This window comes from Pseudomonas turukhanskensis, assembly GCF_027922365.1.
GTDB classification, from domain to species: domain Bacteria; phylum Pseudomonadota; class Gammaproteobacteria; order Pseudomonadales; family Pseudomonadaceae; genus Aquipseudomonas; species Aquipseudomonas turukhanskensis.
Map to the genome: position 1 here is coordinate 80931 of NZ_BSFN01000005.1, position 17956 is coordinate 98886.

The window sequence follows — 17956 nt, forward strand, 5'->3', positions numbered from 1 at the left end:
GCGAATATCGCCGTAGGTGATATCCGCCGATGGGGCGCTGCAGAAAACGGCGGATATCCGCGATGCGGATATTCGCCCTACTTGAAATCACCGAGGTGAACTCAATTCACCCAGACGCGGGCATTGCGGAACATGCGCATCCAGCCGCCGTCTTCGTTCCACTCTTCCGGCTTCCAGGAGTTCTGCACCGCGCGGAATACGCGCTCCGGGTGCGGCATCATGATGGTCACACGGCCGTCGCGGCTGGTAAGGCCGGTGATACCACGCGGGGAACCGTTGGGGTTGGCCGGGTAGCTTTCGGTGACCTTGCCGTGGTTGTCGATAAAGCGCATCGACACGCAGCCGGACAGATCCGCTTCCAGCAGCGCTTCCTCACTTTCGAACTCGGCATGACCTTCACCGTGGGCGATGGCGATTGGCATACGCGAACCGGCCATATCGCGCAGGAAGATCGAGGCCGACTCCTGCACTTGCACCATGGCCACGCGGCCTTCGAACTGCTCGGAACGGTTGCGCACAAAGTGCGGCCAGAACTCGCTGCCCGGCACCAGCTCACGCAGGTTGGACATCATCTGGCAGCCGTTGCACACGCCGAGGGTGAAGCTGTCTTTACGCTCGAAGAACGCGCTGAAGGCATCGCGGGCGCGGCTATTGAACAGCACCGACTTGGCCCAGCCTTCACCAGCACCCAGCACGTCGCCGTAGGAGAAGCCGCCGCAGGCCACCAGGCCTTTGAACTCCTCCAGGCTGACGCGACCGGCGAGGATATCGCTCATGTGCACGTCGATGGCGTTGAAGCCGGCGCGGTCGAACGCCGCTGCCATTTCCACTTGGCCGTTGACGCCCTGCTCACGCAGCACGGCCACTTGCGGGCGCACGTTCTTCTTGATGTAAGGCGCGGCGATGTCCTGGTTGACGTCAAAACCCAGCTTGACGCTAAGGCCCGGGTTGGCTTCGTCCAGCAGCACGTCGTATTCCTGCTCGGCGCACTCGACGTTGTCACGCAGACGCTGCACCTGGTAGCTGGTGGCCGCCCACTCGCGCTGCAACAGACGACGCTCGCCAGTGAACACCGGCTGGTCGTTGAAGCTGATGTTGATTTCGGCGTTGTTCAGCGGCTGACCGATCACGGCCACGCAGTCGCCCAGGCCGGCGGCGCTGAATTGCGCCAGCACTTCCGGGGTAGCGTCCTGACGAACCTGAATCACCGCACCCAACTCTTCGTTGAACAGCACGGCGGCCAGTTCTTCGCGGTTATGGGCCACGGTGTCGAGCACGATGTTCAGGCCACAGTGACCGGCGAAGGCCATTTCCAGCACGCTCACCAGCAGACCACCGTCGGAACGGTCGTGGTAGGCAAGCAGGCTACCGTCGGCGTTCAGGCCCTGGATCACGGCGAAGAAGGCTTTGAGGTCTTCGGCGTCGTCAACGTCCGGCGCGGTGCGCGCCAATTGGCCGTAAACCTGCGCCAGGATGGAGGCGCCCATGCGGTTCTGGCCGCGGCCGAGGTCGATCAGAATGAGGTCGGTCTCGCCCTTGTCCATGCGCAGTTGCGGGGTCAGGGTTTGGCGAATATCGAGCACCGGAGCGAAGCCGGTCACGATCAGCGACAGCGGCGAGGTTACCGACTTGTCGGTGCCCTCTTCGCTCCAGCGGGTTTTCATCGACATCGAGTCTTTGCCGACCGGAATGGTGATACCCAACTCCGGGCACAGTTCCATGCCGACCGCTTTCACGGTGTCGTACAAGCGAGCGTCTTCACCGGGGTGGCCGGCTGCCGACATCCAGTTGGCCGACAGCTTGATATCGGAAATCTTGCCGATGCGCGAGGCGGCGATGTTGGTCAGCGTTTCACCAATGGCCATACGGCCAGAGGCTGGAGCGTTCAACAGGGCCAGCGGCGTGCGCTCACCCATGGCCATGGCTTCACCGGTGTACACGTCGAAGCTGGTGGCGGTGACGGCGCAGTCGGCCACCGGCACTTGCCATGGGCCCACCATCTGGTCGCGGGCAACCAGACCAGTAATGGTGCGGTCGCCGATGGTAATCAGGAAGCTTTTGCTCGCCACGGCCGGGTGGTGCAATACGCGCTCCACGGCTTCTTTGAGGTCGAGGCTGGCGGCGTCGAAATCGTCGCCCAGCTCTTGCTCGCGAACGGCCGAGCGGTGCATGCGTGGGGCTTTGCCCAGCAGCACTTCCAGCGGCATATCGACGGCGTTGTTGCCGAAGTGACTGTCGGCGACGGTCAGTTGCGGCTCGGCCAGGGCTTCACCGACAACGGCAAACGGGCAGCGCTCGCGCTCGCAGATGGCTTTGAAGGTTTCAAAGTCGGCGGCGTCGACGGCCAGTACATAACGTTCCTGGCTTTCGTTGCACCAGATCTCGTGCGGGGCCATGCCCGGTTCGTCGTTCGGTACGGCGCGCAGTTCGAAGCGGCCACCGCGGCCACCGTCGTTGACCAGTTCCGGGAACGCGTTGGACAGACCACCCGCGCCCACATCGTGGATAAAGCTGATGGGGTTCTTGTCGCCCAGCTGCCAGCAGCGGTCGATCACTTCCTGGCAACGGCGCTCCATTTCCGGGTTTTCCCGTTGCACGGAGGCAAAATCCAGATCAGCCGAGCTTGCACCGGTGGCCATCGACGACGCAGCGCCGCCGCCCAGGCCGATCAGCATGGCCGGGCCGCCGAGCACGATAAGCTTGGAGCCCACGGTGATTTCGGCTTTCTGAACGTGGTCCGCGCGGATGTTACCCATACCGCCGGCGAGCATGATCGGCTTGTGGTAGCCGCGTACTTCCTCGCCATGGGGCGTGTTGATTTTTTGCTCGAAGGTACGGAAGTAGCCGGTAAGTGCCGGACGACCGAATTCGTTGTTGAACGCAGCGCCGCCCAGCGGGCCTTCGATCATGATGTCCAGCGCGGTAACGATGCGCTCAGGCTTGCCGTACGGGGTTTCCCACGGTTGTTCAAAGCCTGGAATCTGCAGGTTGGATACGGTGAAACCGGTAAGGCCAGCTTTGGGCTTGGCGCCGCGACCGGTAGCACCTTCGTCGCGAATCTCGCCGCCGGAACCGGTAGAGGCACCGGGGAAGGGTGCGATGGCGGTCGGATGGTTGTGGGTTTCCACCTTCATCAGAATATGCACCGGCTCCTGCACCGCGCCGTACTGGCGGGTTTCGGCGTTCGGGAAGAAACGCCCGGCAACCGAACCTTCGATAACAGCGGCGTTGTCTTTATAAGCCGACAACACACCATCGCTGTGCATCTGGAAGGTGTTCTTGATCATGCCGAACAGGCTTTTTTCCTGATTCTCGCCGTCGATATCCCAGCTGGCGTTGAAAATCTTGTGGCGGCAATGCTCGGAGTTGGCCTGGGCAAACATCATCAGTTCGATGTCGTGCGGGTTGCGCCCCAGTTTTACAAACGCGGCGACTAGATAGTCGATTTCGTCGTCGGCCAGGGCCAGGCCCAACTCACTGTTGGCTTGCTCCAGCGCGGCGCGGCCGCCGTTGAGCACGTCCACCGCAGTCAGCGGTTTTGGTTCGGCGTGGCTGAACAGACCTGCGGCCTGTTCCAGGTCGCCCAGCACCAGTTGGGTCATGCGGTCGTGCAGCGCGCTTGCGACCAGCTCGGCGTCGGCCTCACTCAGCTCACCGGCTACGTAGTAGGCAATGCCGCGCTCCAGGCGCTGGATCTTGGCCAGGCCGCAGTTGCGGGCAATGTCGCTGGCCTTGCTGGACCACGGAGAGATGGTGCCGAAACGCGGCAGCACCAGGAACAGACGGCCGCTTGGCTCTTGTACCGGCACGCTCGGGCCGTACTTGAGCAAGCGGGCGAGCACTTTCTCTTCGTCGCCGGTCAGAATACCGGTCACCTCGGCAAAGTGGGCAAACTCGGCGTACACCGCAGTAACAGCGGGGACTTTGGCAGTCAGTTGCTCGAGTAACTTGCCGTGGCGGAAGGCAGAAAGGGCTGGAGCGCCGCGCAGGATCAACATCTCGGGGAAAGCCTCGGGAAGGGGGATGCTTTGAGGCCGTGCATTCTAACCCAAACCTTGCGCCTAGGCACTCGTGACGGGGACCCAGTCGACAGTTTTGCGCTAGCAGAGAAGCAGCCCGGCTGTCGAGATATGGCGACTTCAGCGCTTTGCGTATACTCCGCCGATGCCTGCACACACCCTGCTGCAAAAACGCCCCCCGAAATGGCTGGCGGCAGCCACCCTCCTTCTGTTGCTTTGCGGCTGTAATGAGCCGCAGCCGACAGTCCTTGAGCGCATCCAGAAGGATGGCGTGCTGCGCGTGATCACCCGTAACAGCCCGGCCACCTACTTCCAGGACCGCAACGGCGAAACCGGTTTCGAGTACGAGCTGGTCAAGCGCTTCGCCGACGACCTGGGCGTGGAGCTGAAAATCGAGACCGCTGACAACCTCGATGAAATCTTCACCCGCCTGAATCAGGAAAACGGCCCGGCCCTGGCCGCCGCCGGCTTGGTGAGCAGTCAGGGGCGAATGAATCAGGCGCGTTTCTCCCAGTCGTATCTTGAAGTCACCCCGCAGATCATCTACCGCAACGGCGAAAACCGCCCCACCCGCCCGGAAGACCTGCTCGGCAAACGCATCATGGTGCTTAAAGGCAGCAGCCATGCCGAGCAGCTTGCAACCCTTAAAGGCCAGTACCCCGACCTCAACTATGAAGAGTCGGACGCGGTGGAAATCGTCGACCTGCTGCGCATGGTCGATGAAGGGCAGATAGACCTGACGCTGGTGGACTCCAACGAACTGGCCATGAACCAGGTGTACTTCCCCAACGTGCGCGTGGCTTTCGACTTCGGCGACGCCAATACACTAGGCTGGGCCGTGCCACCCGGCGCCGACGATAGCCTGCTCAAGGAAGTGAATGCCTTTCTGGAGCGGGTGAAAATCAACGGCGTACTGCAACGTTTAAAAGACCGCTACTACGGCCATGTGGACGTACTGGGTTATGTCGGCGCCTACACCTTTGCCAAGCATTTGCAGCAACGCCTGCCGCGCTATGAGCAACACTTCCGCCAGAACGGCAAAACCTATGAGATGGACTGGCGACTGCTGGCGGCCATCGGTTATCAGGAGTCACTGTGGCAACCCAACGCCACCTCCAAGACCGGCGTACGCGGCCTGATGATGCTGACCCAGAACACGGCCGAAGCCATGGGCGTGTCCAACCGACTGGACCCGAAGCAGAGCATCAACGGCGGCAGTAAATACTTCGCTTCGATTCTGGAAAACCTGGCCCCCGAACTGACCGAGCCGGACCGCACCTGGTTTGCCCTGGCCGCCTACAACATCGGCATCGCGCACCTGGGCGACGCCCGCAAGTTGGCCGAGGCTGAAGGCCTGGACCCGAACAAGTGGCTGAATGTGAAAACCATGCTGCCACGCCTGTCGCAGAAGCAGTGGTACAGCAAGACCAAATACGGCTACGCCCGGGGCGGTGAGACCGTGCATTTTGTGCAGAACATCCGCCGTTACTACGACATCCTCACCTGGGTAACGCAGCCGCAACTGGAAGGCGGGCAGATGGCCGAAGGCAATCTGCATATTCCGAGTATCGACAAACGCAAGCCGGACGATAACGGGCCGGCGGCGCTTTAACTCCGAGCGACGCTCAAATCCCCACCGTCATCCCCGCGAAGGCGCGGATCCAGAATGTATGTTGTGACGAAGAGTCTGGGTTCCCGCCTGCGCGGGAATGGCGGCGCACCTACGTTTTGGCCCGGCGCTGCTTGAAAAACTCGCTCAGCACCGCGCTACATTCCTCCGCCAATACCCCGCCCTCCACCAGCACCCGGTGGTTAAGAAAGATCTGATCGAAGAACTTGCCGCGACTCTGCACGATGCCGGCCTTGGGTTCGGTGGCGCCGAACACCACGCGGTTCACCCGCGCATGCACCAGCAAACCGGCGCACATGCTGCACGGTTCAAGTGTCACGTAGAGCGTGCTACCGGGTAACCGGTAATTTTCCACCGCAGCGGCGGCGGCGCGGATGGCGACCATCTCGGCATGGGCGCTGGGGTCAAAGGTGGTGATCGGGCAGTTGAAACCGCGCCCGATCACTTCGCCGTTCTGCACCAGCACCGCACCCACCGGCACCTCACCCAGGCTCGCGCCGTGTGAGGCAAGTGCCAGGGCTTCGCGCATAAAGTGCGCGTCCTGGCTGCGGTCGATGATCTGCGGTTTTCTCATTTCTTACTCAGCCACTTTCTATTCGACCAGGATGGATGCCATCAAGCCGGTTTCCATATGGTCGATCACGTGGCAGTGAAACATCCACACACCCGGGTTATCGGCCACCAATGCCACCCGCGCATTCTCGTTCTTGCCCAGCAGGTAGGTGTCGGTGAAGTACGGGATGATTTTCTTGCGGTCCGAACTAAGCACCTTGAAGCTCATGCCGTGCAAGTGAATCGGGTGCTGGTACTGAGCCATGTTGCGAAATTCGAGGATATAACTCTGCCCCAGTTTCATTTTGGCGATGGGCCGGTCGGCGCAGGTTTTGTCGTTGATGTCCCAGGCCTTGCCGTTGATTTGCCAGAAGGCCGGCGCGCGGCCATTGGTGGTCACCGAAACAGCACCCACCCACTCGAATTTGAAGTCCAAAACCTCGGCGTTCTGCAGGTCTGGTTCGGGGATCGGGTTGGCCGGAATCTGCGGCGGCCACGCTTCGTCCACTGCTGCTTCGCTGGGCACCGAACGGAAGGTTGCCAGCCGCACCGGCCCATTGCGCAGCGGCAACTCCACGCCCGCCTCCGGCACCTTGATCGCCAGGCACAAACGCATGCCCGGCCCAATCCAGTATTCCTTGCCGAACGGTCGTGGCTCGATCGGATTGCCGTCCAACGCATATAAACGCGCATCGGCGCCCGGCAGGTTGAGGCGGTAGGTCACGGTGTTGTCGAGGTTGAAAATGCGCAGCCGCACGATCTGCCCGGCCGGCAAGTCGATGGTCGGCAAGTGCTCGGCATTGATCGTTGAGTAGCTGCCGGCAGTGCCGCCACGCGCCGCTTCACGGGGAATGCTGAACGGGGTAAATGCGCCCTCGGCATCGATATGCCAGGTTTTCAGACTGAGCGAGCGCTCGTGCTTGAAGCCAGTCGGCTCGCGCTCTTCCACCACCAGCGGGCCGACGAGGCCGTGGCCCAATTGCTGGCTGCTCAATACGTGCGGGTGGTACCAGTAGTTGCCGGCGTCCGGCGTCTTGAACTGATAGTCGAAATACTCGCCAGGCAGCACCGGCAATTGCGACACATAGGGCACGCCGTCCATTTCCAGCGGCAAGCGGATGCCGTGCCAGTGAATGGTGGTGGGCTCGCTGAGTTTGTTGATAAAGCGCACCCGCAGCCACTCGCCTTGGCGGCTGCGCAGTTCCACACCGGGCGCCGAACCGTTGTAGGCCCAGGCCGGGGTTTTGTGCCCGGCCACCAGCTCCAGGTCCATGGGTGCGGCAATCAACTCGTAATCATGGGTTGTGCTGCCCAATGGCCGTCCAAGCCAATAACGAACTCCTCCGGCACCAAAGCCCGCTGCGGTCAAACCGAGCAAGCCACCGAGAATTTGTCGACGTGTAAATGACATGGGTACAGACACCTTTATAAATAAGGGACTTCGCTGGCCCATCAGGAATCAGGTAGTGGCCGGTCTCTGGCGGACTGGCTCTGCGGTAAACGGTCGGCGCGCATTATGACCGAAGGCCGGCGCGGCTTGCATGCCTCTGATCAAATTCGGCCTGCCGTGAATGCGCAAAAGCCCGCCTGGAGCAGGCGGGCTTTTGTCAGTAGGCGATGGCCAGAATGGCCAGGCGCCGGCTTACCAGTTGTAGCTCACCTTGGCGGTGATTTCGCGGCCTGGGTTGTAGTAGTCCGAAGTACCGGAACCGACGACGTGCTGCTCATCGAACAGGTTACTGACGTTCAGCGCCAGGTCGGTGCCTTTGTACAGTTTGTAGTTGAGCGCGGCATCGTAAAGCGTGGCGTCGTCGCTCTCCCCGTCGTTTTTGGTCGAGTAGTAGTACGAACCGATGTAACGGGCGCCGAGGCCAACGCTCACATCTGTGCCGGGCACGTTGTAGTAGGTCCACAGCGACGCGGAATGCTTCGGCGCAGTAGCCAGGCGATTGCCCTTGATCGAGTACGTGGTAACGCCGTCGTCGCTCAATGAACCGCGCGTCACTTCCGAGTCCAGATAGGAATAGCCGCCGACCACACTCACGTTTTCGGTCACTTCGGCCTTGGCTTCGAGGTCGAGACCGCGTGCACGCGACTCACCCACGGTTTGCTGCTCAATAATGCCGCTGTCCTGCACAACTGCGGTGGAGACGTTGTCCTGGTTCAGCTCATACACGGCTGCCGAGAACAGTGCCTTCATGCCCATGGGCGAGTACTTCACACCCAGTTCGTACTGTTTGCCTGTCTCCGGATCAACGCCCACTTCAGGCGGCGACACCGACTCCACCATACTGACGTAGGTCGATACTTCGTCGGAAACGATATAGGTCAACGCAGCGCGGTACGAAGTCTTGGAAATGTCGTCGTCTTCATCAAAGGCGCCGGTGTAAAGGTTGACACCCTTGGTGGACAGATCCATGAAGTCGCGACGCACGCCGCCGGTCAGGATAAAACGCTCGTAGAACGACAGGTTCTGCTGGAGGAACAGCGATTTAGTTGTCGCGTCGTCTTTTTGCGTCAGATAAGGCACGAGGCTTTTGGCAACACCGGTATGCACCGGGTTGGCAATATCGATGGAGCTGGCAAGGTCGTAAACGCTGACGGCGTCAGTCGACGAGTCCAGATACTCCGCGCCCACCAGGGTGCTGCTGTCGATGTTCTCGAAACGGTGATCGTACTGCAGCATCACGTTGCCGTTGGTCTGGTGGCCGTCAGTGTCGGTGCCAAACTTGTAGCGCGGTACCGAGGTGCCTACGCGCCCGGGGGTGTCGTAGAGGAATACGTAACCGAAGTCGTCAGTCAGTTCGCTGTAACGCAGGTTGCTGCGCACCACAAAACCGTTGTCGAAGTCGTGGGTGAAGTTGCCGCTGATGTTGGTGCGCTCTACATCATGGAAGTTGTAGCTCGGCTCACCGTAGAACTCGTCGCGGTCGTATTCCTTGTCCAGTGGGTAACCGCCGCTGTTGGGCGTACTTTCGGTTTTCAGGTAATCCAGAATCACGGTGGCCGAGGTCAGCTCGGTCGGTGCCCAAGTCAGGCCGCCCATCACGAACTGGTTGTCGTCCTGCGAGTGATCGTACTCGCGGTCGCTGTCCTGGCGCTTGGCGGTGAGCCGGCCAGCCACGGTCTTGCTGTCGTTGAGGGCATCGCCCACGTCGAGGCCGACTTCTTTGTGGTCGAAGGAACCATAGGTTGCATAGCCTTGGCCAAACTGCTCGAAACGCGGCTGCTTACTCACGAAGTTCACCGAGCCGCCCGCATCTGCCGGGCCAAACAGGGTGGAGTTGGCGCCGCGGATAACCTCGATGCGCTCATAGGCGAAGGGCTCCTCGCGCACGCCACGCATGGAACCCAGGGTCAGGCCGTCGCGGTAAGTGGTGGCTTGAAAGCCGCGGATCTGGAAGTAGTCGTTGCGGTCATCGGTACCGTAGTAGTCAGTGATCACGCCCGGGGTGTATTGCAGGGCTTCTTCCGTGGTGTTGACGCTGCGCTGTTCCAGTTCTTTCTGAGTAATGACGGAGACGGAAGCCGGGGTGTTCTGGATGCTGGTGGCAACCTTGCCGCCAACCCAGAGCTCTTCAGCCACGACGGAACTGGCGTCGCCGTTGGTGTCAGCGTTGGCATTGATGATGATAGGCGCCAGGCGATAAGCCTCTTCCTCGGTCTTGGCGGCCTCCTCTGCCTGCGCCAGCAGCGGCTGACCGGCCAAGGGCACACAGAGCATTACCGCAGCAGCGGCACGCTGCTTGGCTGAACGCGCATTGATAAACCCGGTTTTATTTTTCTGCATGCTTGCGATCCTTGATCATTCAATAGCGTTCGCCGCTAGAGCCCCAGGACTCGCCAAGGAGACGAGACCACTCAAAATTTCGGCGTGAACTATATTCTAAAACGGAGCTAAAACGATAAAGATTCGCAAACACAACATAAAATATTTTCGGTGGTGACGGAACTTGGCCTATTCACCACAGTCACGCGCCCAAAAAAAAGCCCGCTGCTAGGCGGGCTTTTTTCGTCTTCACATGGAACGGGCAACTCAGGAAGAGAGTTTCTGGGCTAAGGCCAGGCAAGGCGCCCCGCAGCTTCTAAGCGCAGCGTACTTGAGTACGTGAGCATTAAAAGCGAGGACGCAACACAGCATGGCCGACGACCAGAAAGCCGTCCTGCGAACGACTCACTCCCACTCAATGGTCGCTGGCGGCTTGCTGCTCACATCGTAAGTCACGCGCGAGATACCTTCGATCTCGTTGATGATCCGGCCGCTGACGGTTTCCAGCAGCTCATACGGCAGATGCGCCCAACGGGCAGTCATAAAGTCGATGGTTTCCACGGCACGCAGGGCCACAACCCAGGCGTAACGACGGCCATCACCGACCACGCCTACCGATTTCACCGGCTGGAACACCACGAACGCCTGGCTGACTTTGTGGTACCAGTCGGCCTTGCGCAGCTCTTCAATAAAGATATGGTCGGCGCGACGCAGCAGGTCGGCGTATTCCTTTTTCACTTCACCGAGAATGCGCACGCCCAGGCCCGGGCCGGGGAATGGGTGGCGGTAAACCATGTCGTACGGCAGGCCCAGCTCAAGGCCCAGGCGACGCACTTCATCCTTAAACAGTTCGCGCAGCGGCTCGACCAGTTTCAGGTTCATCTCTTCCGGCAGGCCGCCCACGTTGTGGTGCGACTTGATGACGTGGGCTTTGCCGCTCTTGGCGCCAGCCGACTCGATCACGTCCGGATAGATGGTGCCCTGTGCCAGGTACTTGATGTTGTCCAGCTTGCAAGACTCGGCATCGAACACGTCAATAAAGGTGCGGCCGATGATTTTGCGTTTTTTCTCCGGGTCGGCTTCGCCGGCCAGGTTATTGAGGAACTGCTCCTCGGCGTTGGCGCGAATCACTTTGACGCCCATGTTCTCGGCGAACATGGCCATCACTTGCTCGCCTTCGTGCAAGCGCAGCAGGCCGTTGTCGACGAAGACGCAGGTCAGCTGGTCGCCGATGGCTTTGTGCAGCAGCGCGGCAACTACGGACGAATCCACACCGCCGGACAGACCCAGCAGCACGTTGTCGGTACCGACTTGTGCACGAACCTGGGCAATGGCGTCTTCGGCGATTTTCGACGGGGTCCACAGTGCTTCGCAGCCGCAGATGTCGAGGATAAAGCGCGACAGAATGCGACCGCCCTGCTTGGTGTGGGTCACCTCGGGGTGGAACTGCACGCCGTAGTAACGACGGTCGTCGTTGAACATGCCGGCAATCGGGCAGCTCGGGGTGCTGGCCAGAATGTGGAAGTCTTCAGGCATCTTGGTGACCTTGTCACCGTGGCTCATCCACACGTCGAGACCGAACAGGCCGTCAGCGTCGACGTGGTCTTCGATGCCATCGAGCAGGCGGCTTTTGCCGACCACATCCACACGGGCGTAACCGAATTCACGCAGCTCGGAGCCTTCTACCTTGCCGCCCAGTTGCTCGGCCATGGTTTGCATGCCGTAGCAGATACCGAAGACCGGCACGCCCAGATCAAACACCGCCTGCGGGCAACGCGGACTGTCGGCCACGTGAACCGACTCGGGGCCGCCAGCGAGAATCACGCCCTTGGGCGCAAATTCGCGAATCGCTTCATCGTCCATGTCGAACGGATGCAGCTCGCAGTACACACCGATCTCGCGCACGCGGCGGGCGATCAGTTGGGTGTACTGGGAACCGAAGTCGAGGATCAGGATGCGGTGAGCGTGAATATCGAGGGCCATGATTCAGTCTCGTCTAAGTCAATCAGTAACAGTCGTGATTCAGAAACAACTCGGGGCTGAATAAAACAGCCCCGGTTGCTTAACGATTTGCTTGAAGGCTCAACCTACGCGGTAGTTTGGCGCTTCTTTGGTGATCTGCACGTCGTGCACGTGCGACTCCGCCATGCCCGCACCGGTGATCCGCACGAACTCGGGCTCGGTACGCATCTGCTCGATGGTGGCGCAACCGGTGTAGCCCATGGAGGCACGCAGGCCGCCCATCAGTTGATGGATGATCGCAGCCAGTGGCCCTTTGTACGGCACGCGGCCCTCGATGCCTTCAGGTACCAATTTCTCGGCGCCGGCGGCCGAATCCTGGAAGTAGCGGTCGGAGGAGCCTTGGGTCTGTGCCATGGCGCCCAGCGAGCCCATGCCACGGTAGGCCTTGTAGGAACGGCCCTGGAACAGCTCGACTTCGCCCGGTGCTTCTTCGGTACCGGCAAACATCGAACCCATCATCACGCACGAAGCGCCGGCAACGATGGCCTTGGACAGGTCACCGGAGAAGCGGATGCCGCCATCGGCAATCAACGGTACACCCGTGCCTTCAAGGGCAGCGGCCACGTTGGAAACCGCAGAAATTTGCGGCACACCCACACCGGCCACGATACGCGTGGTGCAGATCGAGCCTGGGCCTATACCGACTTTCACCGCATCAGCGCCGGCTTCCGCCAGGGCCTTGGCGGCAGCGCCGGTGGCGATGTTGCCGCCGATAACCTGCACCTGCGGGAAGTTCTGCTTAACCCAACGCACGCGGTCGATCACGCCTTTGGAGTGACCATGGGCGGTGTCGACCACCACCACGTCAACTCCGGCAGCAACCAGTGCGGTCACGCGGTCGCCGGTATCGGCGCCGGTACCTACGGCGGCGCCAACGCGCAGACGACCTTGGTCGTCCTTGCTGGCGAACGGGTAAGCCTTGGCTTTTTCGATATCGTTGACGGTCATCATGCCTTTGAGGTTGAAGGCTTCGTCGACGATCAGCACGCGCTCGATGCGGTTCTTGTGCAGCAGCTCGCGGGCTTCTTGCTTGTCGGCGCCTTCACGCACGGTGACCAGACGCTCTTTGGGCGTCATTACGTCGCGGACTTTGGCATCCAGACGGCTTTCAAAGCGTACGTCACGGGAAGTGACGATGCCGACCAGGTCGCCGTTGTGCAGCACGGGTACGCCGGAGATGTTGTTCTGACGGGTCAGTTCGAACAGATCGCGCACGGTGGCGTCGGCTTCGATGGTGATCGGGTCTTTCACCACGCCGCTCTCGAAGCGCTTAACTTTGCGCACTTCGGCAGCTTGCTGCTCGATGGTCATGTTCTTGTGGATGATGCCGATTCCGCCTTCCTGAGCCATCGCGATGGCCAGACGGGACTCGGTCACGGTATCCATCGCTGCAGAAATCAGCGGGATGTTCAGTTCAATACCACGGGTCAGTCGAGTTTTGAGGCTGACGTCTTTGGGCAGAACTTCGGAATAACCTGGAATAAGAAGGACGTCGTCGAAGGTTAGAGCTTCTTGACTGATACGCAGCATGGCGGGGGCTCCCGGACGGGAAAATGGAAGCGCGCCATTATACCCACGCGGGCACCTTGGCTCAATGCAAAAGGTTAATTAGATGAAGCAGGCGTTTCAAACCAAACTCATCGGCTCTTCCCCCCTCTCCCGCGGGCGGGAGAGGGGCCGGGGGTGAGGGCCGGGCGCCACGCCGATCAAAAGCCAAGAGCCCCTCACCCTAGCCCTCTCCCAGAGGGAGAGGGGATTGACCGTGGAGTTAGTGACAATCCACCACCACCTGCCGAACCCCATACCCCAGCCGCTCACCAAACTCTTCTATAAAGGAAGGCACAAACCCCGCCTCGCCCCAGTTATTGAAGATAAAGCCCAGGTTGGAAAACCCGCATGGCTGCAAAAACAGAAAGCCGTTGATGTCATCTTCAAACCCGCACAGCGGGCAGGTGAAGTTGTCGCTGACCTTGGGCGTCCACTCTTCCAGGCTGTCGAACAGCGCCTCGCCCACTTCCTTGCGGCACTTGGGGCAGCCGGCTTCTTCGAGGAAGTTTTTCGTCGGTGTATAGATGCAGCGCTTGGTCACCACTTCCAGCCCGTTCACCGGCCGGCCAAAGGGAAGCTTGTGCGGGTGCAAGGCAATGCGCTTGGCGCCGTCGGCAATGGCACAAGCCATGCGATTGCCAGTGCGGCCACAGGTGCTGAGGTCCGCCGCCACGATATTGCGCTGCACCAGCCAGCGCAGCATCAGCCGCGCCCGCGCCTCGTGGTTGGGAAAGGTGGATATCTGCGGCACCAGAATCAGTTGTTGCTCAGCCATGGTCGGCCCCGAAATCAAAACAGCGCGCAGTTTAACAGGCAGCGCCTTTGGCTCGCGGCGCGTAAGCCTCTATCATGCCCGCCATGATCAAAGACCCGTTCCAACGCCTCGGCCTCGACCGCGAAGTGCTTACCGTCAGCCAGCTCAACGGCCGCGCCCGCGTGCTGTTGGAAGATGTGTTCAGCAATATCTGGGTGGAAGGCGAAATCTCCAACCTGGCCAAGCCCGCCTCTGGCCATGTGTATTTCACCCTCAAAGACAGCAATGCCCAGGTGCGCTGCGCTCTGTTCCGGCAGAACGCCGCCCGCGTGCGCCAGGCGCTGCGCGACGGCTTGGCGGTGAAGGTGCGCGGCAAGGTGTCGTTGTTCGAAGGGCGTGGCGACTACCAGCTGATTCTCGACAGCGTGGAGCCAGCCGGTGATGGCGCCCTGCGCCTGGCCTTCGAGGCGCTGAAAGAAAAGCTCAGCGGTGAAGGGTTGTTCGCCGCCGAAAACAAAGTCGTCCTGCCGGCGCACCCGCAGCGCATCGGCATTGTCAGCTCGCCCACCGGCGCGGTGATTCGCGACATCATCAGTGTCTTCCGCCGCCGCGCGCCGCAGATCCAGCTGACCCTGATCCCCACTGCCGTGCAGGGCCGAGAGGCCACGGGGCAGATTGTTCGCGCCCTGCAGATCGCCGACCGGCAAGGCTTCGACGCATTGATCCTGGCCCGTGGCGGCGGCTCGCTGGAAGACCTCTGGTGCTTTAACGAGGAGCAGGTCGCGCGTGCCATCGCCGCCTGCCAGACGCCGATCATCAGTGCCGTCGGCCATGAAACCGATGTGTCGATCAGCGACTTTGTCGCCGACGTGCGCGCGCCCACGCCCTCCGCCGCTGCCGAACTGCTGGCCCCGGATGCCAACGAGCTGGTGCAGCGCCTGAACAGCCTGCACCGCCGATTGGTAATGCGCATGCACAACCGCATCGAGCGCGAGCGCCTGCGCCTGGACGGCATCAGCCGTCGCCTGCGCCACCCCGGCGAACGTCTGCGCCAGCAAGCACAACGCCTGGACGACCTGGACATGCGCCTGCGCCGCGCCTTCGAGCGCAACCTGCAACAACGTCAGGACCGCGTGGCCCGTCTGGATATGCGCCTGGCTGCGCAGCACCCCGGCCGCGCCCTGGCCTTGCTGCGCCAGCGACTGGAAGGCCTGAGCGAGCGCTTGCCGCGGGCCATGCGCGAGGCGCTGAAAGATCGCCGCCAGCAATTGCAAAGCCAAGCACAAACACTGAACGCCATCAGCCCGCTGGCCACCCTTGGCCGCGGCTACAGCATTCTGCTCGACGACAAAGGCCAGGCCATTCGCAACGCCGCGCAGACCAAACCCGGCCAGCGCCTGAAAGCGCGCCTGGGCGAAGGCGAGCTGGAGGTGCGAGTGGAAGATAACCACCTGACGCCGGTCACCCTGTCGCTTCTGGACTGACTTTCCACCTTTTATACAGGCTTGCCCATGCGCCTTCTGCTGTTCTGTCTGTTTTGCCTCGCCCTACCCGCCCACGCCGACAGCTATATCAGCCGGTTGCTGAACAAGCCGGTACCCGGCGGCGTGGCGGTCATCGACCTCGGCGCCGGCACCGGCACACCCACCGCTACCTATCAGGGCAAGCCCGTTTTGGTGGTCCATGAACAGGGGCAGCGCTGGCTGGCGATTGTCGGGGTGCCGCTGACCAGCAAGGCCGGCCCGCAGAACATCGTCGCCACAGACGCCAGCGGCATTCGCACCCTCAGCTTCAACGTTGGCAGCAAACGCTACGCCGAGCAGCGCATCACCTTGAAGAATCAGCGCCAGGTCAACCCCAACCCCGCCGACCTCAAGCGCATCGAAAAGGAACTGGCCGAACAGACGCGTGCCTATCAGCGCTTCAGCCCTGGCACGCCGAGCAACCTGCTGTTGGACAAACCGGTCAACGGTCCGCTGTCGAGCCGCTTTGGCGTACGCCGTTTCTTTAATGGTGAAGAACGCAACCCGCACTCGGGCCTGGACTTTGCCGTCGGCGCCGGCACCCCGATCAAGACGCCGGCGGCGGGTAAGGTCATCCTCATCGGCAATTATTTTTTCAACGGCAACACCGTGTTCGTCGACCACGGCCAAGGCTTTATCAGCATGTTCTGCCATATGTCGAAAATCGATGTGAAGCTCGGCCAGCAGTTGGCCCGTGGCGCAGTGGTCGGTAAGGTCGGTTCCACCGGCCGCGCCACAGGGCCGCACATGCACTGGAATATCAGCTTGAATGATGTGCGCGTGGACCCGGCGATTTTTATCGGAGCCTTTGAGCCGTAGTTAGACCAGGACGAGAATGACCATGGAACAGCACTACGAAGACACCGTGCACTGGCTGGAACGCTTCCCTTATCTGTACAGTCTGGTGGCTCTGATTCTGCTGCTGTTTGCCGCCTGGCTGGCCAACTGGCTGATCAAGCGCGTGTTGATTCGCGGCTTCTATCGCCTGCTGCGCGCCACCCACCTGGGCCAGGACAAGGCGCTGGCGCGCTCCCACATCATTGCCCGCCTGGCCAATGTGGTGCCGGCGCTGATTCTGGCCAATGGCGTGGAGCTGATTCCCGACCTGCCCCACGCCTTGATCACGGTGACGCGCAATGTCTGCGGCGCCTTTATCGTACTGACCATCGCCCTGGCCGTAAGCGGCGCGCTGACCCTGGCCAACTCATTGTATGAACGCCGCCCAGATGCCCATCTGCGGCCGCTCAAGGGTTACTTCCAAGTCGTCAAAATCGCCATCTATGTCGTTGCCACGGTGTTGATGATCGCCGTGCTGGTGGACCGCTCGCCGCTTATTCTGCTCTCCGGCCTGGGCGCCATGGCCGCCGTGCTGATTCTGATTTTTCAGGACACCCTGCTGTCACTCGTGGCCAGCGTGCAGATCTCTTCGAACGACATCGTGCGCGTCGGTGACTGGATTGAAATGCCGCAACTCAATGCCGACGGCGACGTGATCGATATCGCCCTGCACACCATCAAGGTGCAGAACTGGGACAAGACCATCACCACCATTCCCACCAAGCGCTTTATCACCGACTCGTTCAAAAATTGGCGGGGCATGCAGGAAGCCGGTGGGCGACGCATCAAGCGCAGCCTGCACCTGGATCAGAACAGCGTTCACTTTCTAAGCCCTGAGGAAATCGAGCACCTGCGCCAGTTCAAACTGCTGGCGCCGTACCTGAAGAGCAAAGAAAGCGAATTGATGAGCTGGAATAGCCAGTTGGAAGAGCCCTTGCGGGTAGCGGTGAATACTCGGCGAGTGACCAACATCGGCACCTTCCGCGCCTACGTGGAAAACTACCTGCGTCAGCACCAGGGCATTCGCCAGGACATGACGCTGCTGGTGCGCCAGCTAAGCCCGCTGGCCGACGGCCTACCGATTGAACTCTATTGTTTTACCAACACCACGGCATGGGTGCCGTATGAAGCCATTCAGGGCGATATCTTCGACCATATGCTGGCGATTCTGCCGGAGTTCGGTTTACGCGTATTCCAGCACCCGAGCGGGGCGGACATGCGCGCTGCCCTGGCCAATCGAGAAGCGCCGTAGGGCGATATCCGCCGGCTCGCCGATTTGCCGTATATCGCTGCGGCGGATAC

The 17956-nt window shown here is 61.0% G+C and carries 11 protein-coding genes; 4 read left to right on the forward strand and 7 right to left on the reverse strand.

All coding sequences use genetic code 11. From position 1 onward, the window contains the following. Nucleotides 1–101 precede the first annotated feature (101 nt). Nucleotides 102–3998: a phosphoribosylformylglycinamidine synthase gene (gene purL / locus PKE98_RS10815; RefSeq protein WP_271195301.1), complete on the reverse strand. Its 3897-nt coding sequence runs from the start codon at nucleotides 3996–3998 to the stop codon at nucleotides 102–104. A 166-nt stretch (nucleotides 3999–4164) separates the two neighbouring features. On the opposite strand from purL, the gene mltF reads away from it, so the two are divergent. Next, a complete protein-coding gene (mltF, locus tag PKE98_RS10820; RefSeq protein WP_271195302.1) occupies nucleotides 4165–5631 on the forward strand; it encodes a membrane-bound lytic murein transglycosylase MltF in 1467 nt (488 codons plus the stop codon). Nucleotides 5632–5740: 109 nt separating this feature from the next. Here mltF and tadA read toward each other — a convergent pair whose 3' ends face one another. The 6 genes from tadA to PKE98_RS10850 all read right to left on the reverse strand — a co-directional run bounded on the left by tadA (nucleotide 5741) and on the right by PKE98_RS10850 (nucleotide 14315). Then, nucleotides 5741–6223, reverse strand: a complete 483-nt coding sequence (tadA, locus tag PKE98_RS10825) for a tRNA adenosine(34) deaminase TadA (protein ID WP_271195303.1) — start codon at nucleotides 6221–6223, stop codon at nucleotides 5741–5743. Between the two features lie 18 nt (nucleotides 6224–6241). Next, nucleotides 6242–7612: a multicopper oxidase family protein gene (locus PKE98_RS10830; protein WP_271195304.1), complete on the reverse strand. Its 1371-nt coding sequence runs from the start codon at nucleotides 7610–7612 to the stop codon at nucleotides 6242–6244. A 231-nt stretch (nucleotides 7613–7843) separates the two neighbouring features. After that, nucleotides 7844–9925 (reverse strand): TonB-dependent siderophore receptor, encoded by a 2082-nt coding sequence (locus tag PKE98_RS10835; RefSeq protein WP_271195526.1) that lies wholly within the window; start codon nucleotides 9923–9925, stop codon nucleotides 7844–7846. A 450-nt stretch (nucleotides 9926–10375) separates the two neighbouring features. Then, nucleotides 10376–11953: a glutamine-hydrolyzing GMP synthase gene (gene guaA, locus PKE98_RS10840; RefSeq protein WP_271195305.1), complete on the reverse strand. Its 1578-nt coding sequence runs from the start codon at nucleotides 11951–11953 to the stop codon at nucleotides 10376–10378. Nucleotides 11954–12052: 99 nt separating this feature from the next. Further along, nucleotides 12053–13522 carry an IMP dehydrogenase gene (gene guaB / locus PKE98_RS10845; protein WP_271195306.1) on the reverse strand — a complete coding sequence of 490 codons (1470 nt, stop codon included), beginning with the start codon at nucleotides 13520–13522 and terminating at the stop codon, nucleotides 12053–12055. Nucleotides 13523–13760: 238 nt separating this feature from the next. Beyond that, the gene (locus PKE98_RS10850; protein WP_271195307.1) at nucleotides 13761–14315 is read right to left on the reverse strand and encodes a sugar ABC transporter ATPase; all 555 of its coding nucleotides are present in this window, start codon (nucleotides 14313–14315) and stop codon (nucleotides 13761–13763) included. Between the two features lie 83 nt (nucleotides 14316–14398). On the opposite strand from PKE98_RS10850, the gene xseA reads away from it, so the two are divergent. From xseA to PKE98_RS10865, 3 genes are read left to right on the forward strand one after another with little or no spacing between them, the layout of a single operon-like run. Next, nucleotides 14399–15778 carry an exodeoxyribonuclease VII large subunit gene (gene xseA, locus PKE98_RS10855; RefSeq protein WP_271195527.1) on the forward strand — a complete coding sequence of 460 codons (1380 nt, stop codon included), beginning with the start codon at nucleotides 14399–14401 and terminating at the stop codon, nucleotides 15776–15778. A 27-nt stretch (nucleotides 15779–15805) separates the two neighbouring features. Further along, on the forward strand, nucleotides 15806–16636 hold the full coding sequence (locus tag PKE98_RS10860; RefSeq protein ID WP_271195308.1) for a peptidoglycan DD-metalloendopeptidase family protein: 831 nt from the start codon (nucleotides 15806–15808) through the stop codon (nucleotides 16634–16636). Between the two features lie 22 nt (nucleotides 16637–16658). Continuing rightward, nucleotides 16659–17906 (forward strand): mechanosensitive ion channel family protein, encoded by a 1248-nt coding sequence (locus PKE98_RS10865; RefSeq protein ID WP_271195309.1) that lies wholly within the window; start codon nucleotides 16659–16661, stop codon nucleotides 17904–17906. Nucleotides 17907–17956 lie beyond the last annotated feature (50 nt).